Annotated in this window: 8 protein-coding genes and 1 pseudogene; 8 read left to right on the top strand and 1 reads right to left on the bottom strand. The window is 68.3% G+C overall.

Features of this window, described 5'->3' with window-relative positions:
• The 8 genes and pseudogenes from EIZ44_RS39405 to EIZ44_RS39370 all read left to right on the top strand — a co-directional run.
• Positions 1 to 189: pseudogene (locus tag EIZ44_RS39405) on the top strand (WXG100 family type VII secretion target); the annotation flags it as partial.
• 7 nt (positions 190 to 196) lie between these two features.
• The gene (locus EIZ44_RS39400; RefSeq protein WP_037814817.1) at positions 197 to 1018 is read left to right on the top strand and encodes an ESX secretion-associated protein EspG; all 822 of its coding nucleotides are present in this window, start codon (positions 197 to 199) and stop codon (positions 1016 to 1018) included.
• A gap of 36 nt (positions 1019 to 1054) precedes the next feature.
• Positions 1055 to 1837 (top strand): transglycosylase SLT domain-containing protein, encoded by a 783-nt coding sequence (locus EIZ44_RS39395; protein ID WP_037814819.1) that lies wholly within the window; start codon positions 1055 to 1057, stop codon positions 1835 to 1837.
• Between the two features lie 10 nt (positions 1838 to 1847).
• On the top strand, positions 1848 to 2954 hold the full coding sequence (locus EIZ44_RS39390; RefSeq protein WP_134734054.1) for a CHAP domain-containing protein: 1107 nt from the start codon (positions 1848 to 1850) through the stop codon (positions 2952 to 2954).
• Positions 2951 to 3250, top strand: a complete 300-nt coding sequence (locus EIZ44_RS39385; RefSeq protein WP_134734053.1) for a YbaB/EbfC family nucleoid-associated protein — start codon at positions 2951 to 2953, stop codon at positions 3248 to 3250. The genes EIZ44_RS39390 and EIZ44_RS39385 overlap by 4 nt, the downstream gene beginning before the upstream one ends.
• Positions 3250 to 3831 (top strand): hypothetical protein, encoded by a 582-nt coding sequence (locus EIZ44_RS39380; RefSeq protein ID WP_205673452.1) that lies wholly within the window; start codon positions 3250 to 3252, stop codon positions 3829 to 3831. The genes EIZ44_RS39385 and EIZ44_RS39380 overlap by 1 nt, the downstream gene beginning before the upstream one ends.
• A gap of 475 nt (positions 3832 to 4306) precedes the next feature.
• Positions 4307 to 4498, top strand: coding sequence for a hypothetical protein (locus tag EIZ44_RS39375; protein ID WP_037814825.1), 192 nt, complete (start codon positions 4307 to 4309; stop codon positions 4496 to 4498).
• Between the two features lie 111 nt (positions 4499 to 4609).
• The gene (locus EIZ44_RS39370) at positions 4610 to 6388 is read left to right on the top strand and encodes a glycoside hydrolase family 76 protein (RefSeq protein WP_134734052.1); all 1779 of its coding nucleotides are present in this window, start codon (positions 4610 to 4612) and stop codon (positions 6386 to 6388) included.
• A 593-nt stretch (positions 6389 to 6981) separates the two neighbouring features.
• On the opposite strand, the gene EIZ44_RS39365 is transcribed toward EIZ44_RS39370, so the two are convergent.
• Positions 6982 to 8154: an amidohydrolase family protein gene (locus tag EIZ44_RS39365; protein ID WP_205673451.1), complete on the bottom strand. Its 1173-nt coding sequence runs from the start codon at positions 8152 to 8154 to the stop codon at positions 6982 to 6984.
• Positions 8155 to 8404: the final 250 nt, after the last annotated feature.

The raw sequence follows: 8404 nt of genomic DNA, 5'->3' as shown, positions 1-8404 counted from the left end.
GCAGCCGGTGCGGCCGGCGCGGCGGCGGGCGCGCGCGGCGGCAGCCCGATGTCCGGCGGGTTCTTCCCGCCGATGGCGGGCCAGCGCGGCGACGGTTCCGACGACCACCAGAACCGCTACACCAAGGGCAGTTCCTTCGACTTCCTCGAGGACCTGCCGGACGCGTACCCGCCCGTGCTGGGCGAGTGAGGCGGGAATGGCCAGACATCTCCCGGAGGTCGACGGGGTAGCGCTCTCGCACCTGGAATTCGACCTGCTGTGGTCGGATTTCGACCTCGGCCCCATGCCGTATCCGTTCGACGTGCCCTCGCACGGTTCCACGATGGACGAACGCGACCAGCTCGGCGTCCAGGTCGCGGAGAGCCTCGCGGCGGCCGGGCTGCTCGACGAGGACGACGAACCGCACCCGCGGCTGGGCCAGGTGTTCGCGGTGCTGGCCGAGCCGGTGTTTTCGGTCGACCTGCTGGTGTTCCGCGACCCGCCGCTGCGCGCGCTGGCCGCGGCCGGGCGCAAACTGGGCGTGCTGGCCGTGCTCGACGCGGGCGAACTCGCGCTGCGGCCGTGCCTGCCCGACGACGTCCCGCAGCTCGCCGCGAGCGTCGTCGGCCCCGCCGAACCCGGGCCGGGCAACGTGGTCCGATTGCCGCGCTCGGTGTTTTCCGAGGCGATGCAAGCGTTTGCGGACAGCGGGCACGCCGCGTTCGAGCGGGTGCTCGGCCGGGCCGGTCTGGCCGGCCGGGACCTGCGGGCGATTTCGACGCTCGTCACCACGCCGCGCGTCGCGTACGGACAGTTCGCGGTGAACGGCCCAGGAGGACGTTCGCCGGTGGTCGCCTGGTACGACACGGAAGCCGGGCGGTACGGCGCGATCGTGCACGAGTCCGCGGGCACGAAGTGGGTCACTCTCGCGCCCGCGGACCACGCCTGGCTCGCCGACCGGATGCAGGAACTGGGGCGCGGGGTTTCGTCCGTTCGGGGGACTAGGGAACCTGAGGACGAAGGCTTCCGTCTCACTTAGGGCAGCGGCGAAGCGCCCTGCTGAAGGGGGCAGGAAATGAGCAAGTTGTCGGCCGAGGAGATCGCCCAGCACGCGTACCGGGCCGGGTTCCGCGGGCACGCGCTCACCACCGCGGTCGCGGTGGCGCTGGCGGAATCGGGCGGGAACACCCGTGCGCACAACGGGACCCCGCCGGACAATTCATACGGGCTGTGGCAGGTCAACATGCTCGGCTCGCTCGGGCCCGCCCGCCGCCACGAGTTCCATCTGCACTCCAACGACGAACTGTTCAACGCGGACGAGAACGCCAAGGCGGCCTGGGCGATTTCGGGGCACGGCAAGAGCTTCCAGCCGTGGTCCACCTACACCAACGGCGCGTACAAGAGCCATCTCGCCGCCGCGCGCAAGGCCGCGGAGGACGTCACGCACCACCACGGCAAGGGCGCGCACCATCCGCACAAAACCCAGCACCACCCGCACAAACCGCACCACGGCAAGGGCGGCAAGGACGGCGGGTTCAAGGCCGATCTCGAGCAGTTCCTCGCCTACGAGCGCACCACCGAGCACGTCGCGAACGAACTGGTGTCGGTCGGCCGGAAGACGGTGCACCGGGTCACCGGGATCGCCAAGGACAGCTTCGGGAAGGTCGGCGAGGAAACCGGATTCTCCGACGCGCTGGGGGATTTCAGCCGTTCGCTGGAATCGCAGGTGCGGGCCACCGGAGCGCACGCGCGCACGCTGAGCGCCTCCGTTTTCCGGGCCCGGCAGGCATACGCGGGCGCGGATTCCGACGCGAGCGCGGCGATCAGCGCACACGACATCAAGGGCATCCTGGGCTGAGGGGGAATCCGTGCTGGACACCGCAGGGGTCGCGACGCTGTTCGCGGACGAGATGAAAACGCACCACGGCAAGCTTCGCGGCAAAGCCGCGGACTCGCAGGCCGCGCAGCACGCGCTGCAGCAGGCCGCGCGCGAGATCACCGAACAGTACGAAGCGCAGCGCAAAGCCGCGCACGCGCTGCTGAACACCTGGCACAGCAAGGCGAATCCGGCCTTCGAGCACGACACCGGCAAGTTCGGCCGCGATCTCAAGGTCACCGCGCAGGCGAGCACGCACGGGGCCAAAGTGGTCAGCGAGGTCACCGACGCGCTCGCCGGGCGGCACCAGGCCACCGGCAAGCTGATCGACGAGTTCGTCGCGAAGGCGCGCAAGATCATCGACGCCGGATACGTCCTGGCGCGCAACGGAAGCCCGGCCGCCCTGCTGATGGCGATCGGCGACGTGGCCGATCTGGCGGGCAAGTACCTCAAGGAATCCGGCGGGCACCTGAAGAACGCCCGCGCGGAGATGGAGGAGGCGGCGCGCAAACTGCGTGCGCTGCAGAAGGACCTGAACCACGACGGCGTCGCCGACCCGGGCGGACCGCACCGCGCCAAGCTGGGCGACCACCGCAAGCACGAGCAGCACAAAAAGCACGAAGCGCACAAAAAGCACGAGCAGCACCACGGCAAGACGCACGCGAGCCACAGCAAGAAGGTCGACAAGATCCTCGACCACGCGCGGCACAACCTCGGCTACCACGAGGGCCCGAACAACCGGAACAAGTGGGGCCCGACCGGACAGCCGTGGTGCGCGTACTTCGCGACGTCGATGTGGCGTTCGGCCGGGGTGGACATCCCGAAGTACGGCTTCACCGGCGACGTCTACAAGTGGGGCCAGCGCCACCACCTCGCCTACGACCGCGGCGCGCTCGCGCACAACGCGCGTCCCGGCGACACGATCCTCTTCGGCGACGGTCCGTCCTGGGGGCAGAGTCACCACATCGGGATCATCGAAAAGGTCGAGGGCAACAAGATCACCACGATCGAGGGCAACGCGAACGACCAGGTCGAGCGCCTCACGTACACGCTGCCGCGCGACCTGCACAAGTTCTACGGCGGAGTGCACCCGAAGTGAGCATCACCGGCACGGCGCGGCACGCCGGGGTGATCGTCGAAGTCGCCCCCGGCGGCGCTTTGCGCACCCTGGAGTTGACCGCAGACGCCCTCCGAGCCGGCGGCCCGCGCCTGGCGGACACGATCCTGCACGCAGTCCGCGAGGCGGCCGCTGAGGCGAACGAACGCGCCCGCCGCGCGCTGGAAGCCGAACTGGGCGACCTCGGCGGCACCGACCTGCGCAGCCTCGGCCTCGGCTCGGAGCAGGACCTGGCGGACCGCGCCGAAGACACCACACCGGACACGTGGAGGGTGTGATGGCGGAGGCGTACCAGGAGAACGAGGATTCGCGCGCGGACGCGAATCCGGCTGAGCAATTCGGACCCGGCGAGTCTCCGGGGGAGTTCGTCGATCCCGCCGATCCCGCCGACCCCGCCGGGGACGAACGAGGGATCGACGAACTCATCGAGATCGCCGAAGAAATCCCGGACCAACTGGGCCTGTCCGAAGGCCTAGCCGCCCTCCGCGCGACGGCCAGCAGCGAGGGACTGAGCGTCACGGTGAACATGCACGGCATGCTCGTCCACCTGGACATCGGAGAACCCGCCCTCGAACTGGGCCCGGACGCCCTGGCCGCGGAAATCTCGCGACTCAGCACCGAAGCAGGCACACAGGCGTTGCACCAGGGCCTGAGCGCCATCCGCGCAGGATGCGTCCCCGCAGTCGCGGCGGCAGTCGAAGACGAGCTGGCGCTGGACGAGGTTCCGGAACCAACGCCCGATCCAGCCGCCACCCGCGCACCTGACCCGGCACCGCCACCGGCACCGCCCGCGCGACGCCGGGCCCCGGCCGAGGAATCGGACGACGGAGGGTTCGTACTCAAGCCGGTCAAGGAATAGCCGGGCGCACCTCTCGGGGCACCTGCCCACGGTCCTCACTTGGCCGCGGTCTTGCGGCGCTGGTCGATAACCGAGACGGCGAAGGATGCCAGGCTGCCCGCCCGAGGTTTCTTCGCAGGCGAGTCAGGAGCACTCGCATGCCCAGGCATGTGCCCGCAGTCCTGAACCAGCAGCCTTGCGCCTCAGCTGACGACGAGATCGTGCCTAAGCCGGTCAAGAACGGATACCGCGCACGGCATTCACCTGCCCGGGTGTGTCTCCGAGAATCCGTCCGCGGTCCTGAACCGGCCTCGGTTGACGACGGGCTCGCCCCAATCCGGTCAAGGCCCGAACACCGCGCGCGACACCCGCCTGCTCGTGTCCCGTCGAAGCGCTCGCACCCAAGCCGGTCAAGAACCGAACATCACATCCGTCCCTCGAGCGCACTCGGTGCGTCCCCGAGCGCCCGCCCGCCGCCGATGCCATCCTGGGAGGCATGACCCACTACGCGCTGACCCAGTCCGTGGCGATCGCGACCGACCTCGAGGCCAAGGGATTCCTCGGCACGGTCGGCAAAATCGCCGCTGCCACCGTCATTTTCTTCATCGCCATCGGCCTGATCGTCGGGCTCATTCTCGGGTACTTCATCGGCCGTTCGGTCGGACGGCGCCAGGGCAGCGGCGGCTGATCGGGTTAACCCGCCTGTCCGGAACGGGACAGAACCTCGCGCGGGTCTTCACCGTCACCCGCGCGGGTTTCTATTCTGGGTGGAAATTCACCCAGGCGAGGGGACGAGTCCATGCGGACCGTGCTCGTAGTGCTGCTCGTGTTCGCCTCGTTGACCGTCCCGCGCACGGCCGCCGCCGTCTGCGCGCTCTCGTGCGACACCCTTGACCCGTCGAGGGCCGCGCAGGAGAGTTTTCCCTTGCCGGACAAGAACATCAACGGCCGGGTGCTGCGCCTGCACGTCTCCGACCAGGACGGGATGGCCTGGGCCAGCATCGACAACGGCCGCACCGGCGACGCGGTGTGGCTCGACCGTTCCTGGGACGGCGGCAGCACCTGGGACGGCCTGCTCGGCAAAGCGAGCATCCCGGACACGTGGACCGGCACCCGCACGCTCATGTACAACCTCACCGACCCCGTCGGCCACCGCCGCGGCCTGCTCCGGGCCTGCGGGGACGCACAAGCGGTCGCCTGCACAGGCTGGATCTATCCGACCGTCTGCGCCGCCGCCTGCGACGGTTCCGCTCCTGGCACCGGCGACACCCAGCCGGTACCGCCCGCGACGATCTTCGGCCGCACCGTCCGGCTCCACTTCGACGACCGCGGTATGGCCTGGTCGAGCATCGATTCCGGCGGCCCCGGCGACGAAACCTGGCTGGACCGTTCGTGGGACGAAGGCACGACCTGGCCCGACGGCTCGTTACTCGGCCGCACGAGTGTCCCCGCCGCCGCGACCGCGATACAGACCGCAACGTTCGCCACCCAAGATCCACGCGGACGACTGAATGGCGGCGCCGTTCGAGCATGCGGCCGGGAAGCTTCTCACAACGAAGGCGCCTGCACCGCCTGGGCACGCCCCGCGCAATCCCGGGTCGCGGCCGCCGTCGACGCTTTGCTGTGGTCCCACGACATTTACCGCGCCTGGTGGCCTTCGAGCTGGTGGAATTCGGCCGTAGCGGTAACCGCACTGGCGGATTCCGGAGTGTCCAACCTAGATCCAGTACTGGCAAGGGTTTTCGACGTGAACCGCGCCGCCTTCCCCGCCGGAGCCCGCAGCTCCGACCCGATCGACGGCGACTTCATCAGCCGCGCCATCGACGACTCCGCCTGGTGGGCCCTGGCCTGGCTCGCGGCATACGACCGTACACACGACTCCCGATATCTCGCCGAAGCCACGAAAATCGCCGATTACGTGCACGGTTTCTGGGACCCCGGCACATGCGGCGGGGGAGTGTGGTGGGATCGCGAACGGACGTACAAGAACGCCGTCACCAGTGGCCTCTACCTCCGCCTAGCCGCCGCCCTGCACCGCCGCCTGCCCGACGACACCGAATGGCTGGCCCGCGCCCGCACCGCCGGCGATTGGTACCTGCGGAGCGGCCTGATCAACTCAGCCGGCCTGGTCAACGACGGCCTGACTGCAAGCTGCACGAACAACGGCCAAACCGTCTGGACCTACAACCAGGGCTTAGCCATCGGGGGCTTCACCGAACTCTGGCGAGCAACCGGCGATCAGTCCTATTTGGACGCTGCCCACCGATTGGCTGATTCGGCGATAACCGGCCTGACTTCGGGTGGGGTGCTGGTAGAATCGTGTGAGAGCGGCTCGTGTGATGACAATCAGAAGCAATTCAAGGGCATCTTCCTGCGCTACTTCGGCGACCTCGCGACAGCTACCGGCGAACAGAAGTACCGAGATTTCGTGCAGCAGCAAGCGGATTCGATCTGGCTGCGAGACCGGGACTCCCTGAACCGAATCGGCCAACGGTGGACTGGCGGCACCCCGAACGCGGTGGACTGGCGGACGCAGGCTTCGGGACTGGAAGCGTTGATCGCCGCTGCCGCACGCTAGCTCCGCGCTGGCCGAGACGCCGCGCGGTGGCGGGAATCCGTCGGGACGGCTGGTGCCGCGACCGTCGGATGCTGCGTGACGACTGGAAGTGGCGTGGCAGTGAGGACGCCGGACGCATCGTGGCGATGCTGCGTGACGTCTGGACGTGGCGTGGTAGTGAGGACACCGGACGCTCGTAGGGATATTGCGTGACGCCGGGATGTCGAGTGGCGGTCAGGTTGCCGGACGCTCGTGGGATGCCATGCGACGGCTGAATGTTATGTCGCTGCCCGCACGCCGCACGCAGCGTAGGATGCCGTGTGGCGCGTGGTGGCCGGGACGTCGCGTGGTCGCGGAGATGTTGTGCGGTGGCTGGATGTTGCGTGGTTGCCGGGACTCCGCGCGGTCGTTCTGAATGTTGCATGGCGGTCGGGTTGCAGCGCGATAGTTGGGACGCTGTGCGGGTGGTTTCGATGCCGTACTGATCGCGGGGAACCTGTGCGGTGGCCGGACGTATTGTCGCGACCGGGATTCTGCATGCTCGCCAGGGCCACGCAACGCATGACGCCGCCTCTGATCCAGCGCGGCCGTAGCATCCGGACCGCGGCGGTGGTTCAGGACCCGTTCCGCCATACGCGACGAATCGAAAGGCTGTCGCTAATAGTGACCGTAGGGTCGCCGTCGACCAGTACGAGGTCTGCGCGCAGTCCGGGCTTGATGTGGCCGCGGTCGGGCAGACCGAAGCGTCGAGCGGGGACCGAGGTCGCTGCCCGCAAGGCTTCGGTCGGAGTGAAGCCCGCCGTTGTCAGGAGGCGGAGTTCGTCGTGCAGGCTCGCTCCGTGGGCCATCCCTGGCGCGCCGAGGTGTGCTGCGTCCGTGCCCGCCAGGATGTCGACTCCGGCCTTCTTCAGTGCTGCCAACGTTTCCACTGCGTAGCCGAAGTGTTCGCGCGGGCTCGTGGCCATCGCGCTGGACAGGTTATCGAGCCATTCCGGAGTCAGCTTGGGGAAGACTCGCGCATCCTCAGCGAGTCGGCGGCCAGCAGGCTCGCCGGTGATCGACGCGATTACCGTCAACGTCGGAATGACGAACGCACCAGCGGTCGCGATCTTCTCGATCAACTCCGCGGTGTGCGGACGGTCGAAGAACAGATGGCTGAGTCCGTCCACTCCGGCGTCGATGACCTGTCCTGCGGTCTTGACGGTCATCGCGTGCGCCAACACCATTTTCCCGCGACTGTGGCTTTCGCGAACCGTCGCTTCGACCAGTTCGGGAGCGAGCCTCGGCAGGCTGCCGCTCCCGAAGAGCTGGCCGTCCTCCACCAGGACCTTGAGATAGTCGGCACCCTCCGCGATCCGGGCCTCGACAAACGCCGCCACCTCGTGCGGACGCGTGGCAGTCGGCCATGGCGGGTCGCCCTTTCTCAGCTGCTGCGGATGCCCGCCCGTCGGGGTGAGACCGATGGACGGAGACAGCACGTCAGCTAAGTCATTCGAGGCGGCGACCTTGCGGCGCACCGGAATCATCTGTTGCGGCATCGAGAGCATGTCGAATTCGGTGGTGACTCCGAAGGTCAACGCTTGGCGCAGCGACTGCTCGTCAGTGTGCGTATGCGCGTCGATCAGACCGGGCAACAGCGTGGCTCCTGCTCCGTCAATGAGGTCGACACCGTCGGGGCGGGTGCCGCCGACGCTCGCGATTCTTCCGTCAGCGACCTCGACATCGACGGTTCCGAGCGAGTTCTCGCCGTCGAAGACATGCGCGCCAGTGATGACGAAGTGGTTCACGGAGGCTCCAAGCGGGTGGTGCGAAGGTGGCTCGGGAACCGTAAGCGGCGTGTGATCACGGTGCCAAGAAGGCACTTTTCGGGTAGGTGGTGAGGGCGCGGTGACCGGCTTACCTGGCGGCTGAAGGGGCCGGGCCTTGTGGTCAGCGGATCCCGTGCAGTCGCGCAGGGCGAGGCGGGATCCCCTCGGTCGACACGCCATTATCGGTGCTTAGGCAGCGGCTCGAACCGGGTGCCGTCGTCGCGGATTC

The sequence above is a fragment of the Amycolatopsis nivea genome (genome assembly GCF_004522235.1).
GTDB classification, from domain to species: Bacteria; Actinomycetota; Actinomycetes; order Mycobacteriales; family Pseudonocardiaceae; genus Amycolatopsis; species Amycolatopsis nivea.
Note: the sequence above shows the minus strand (reverse complement) of the source record. Positions and strands in the feature narration are given on the sequence as shown.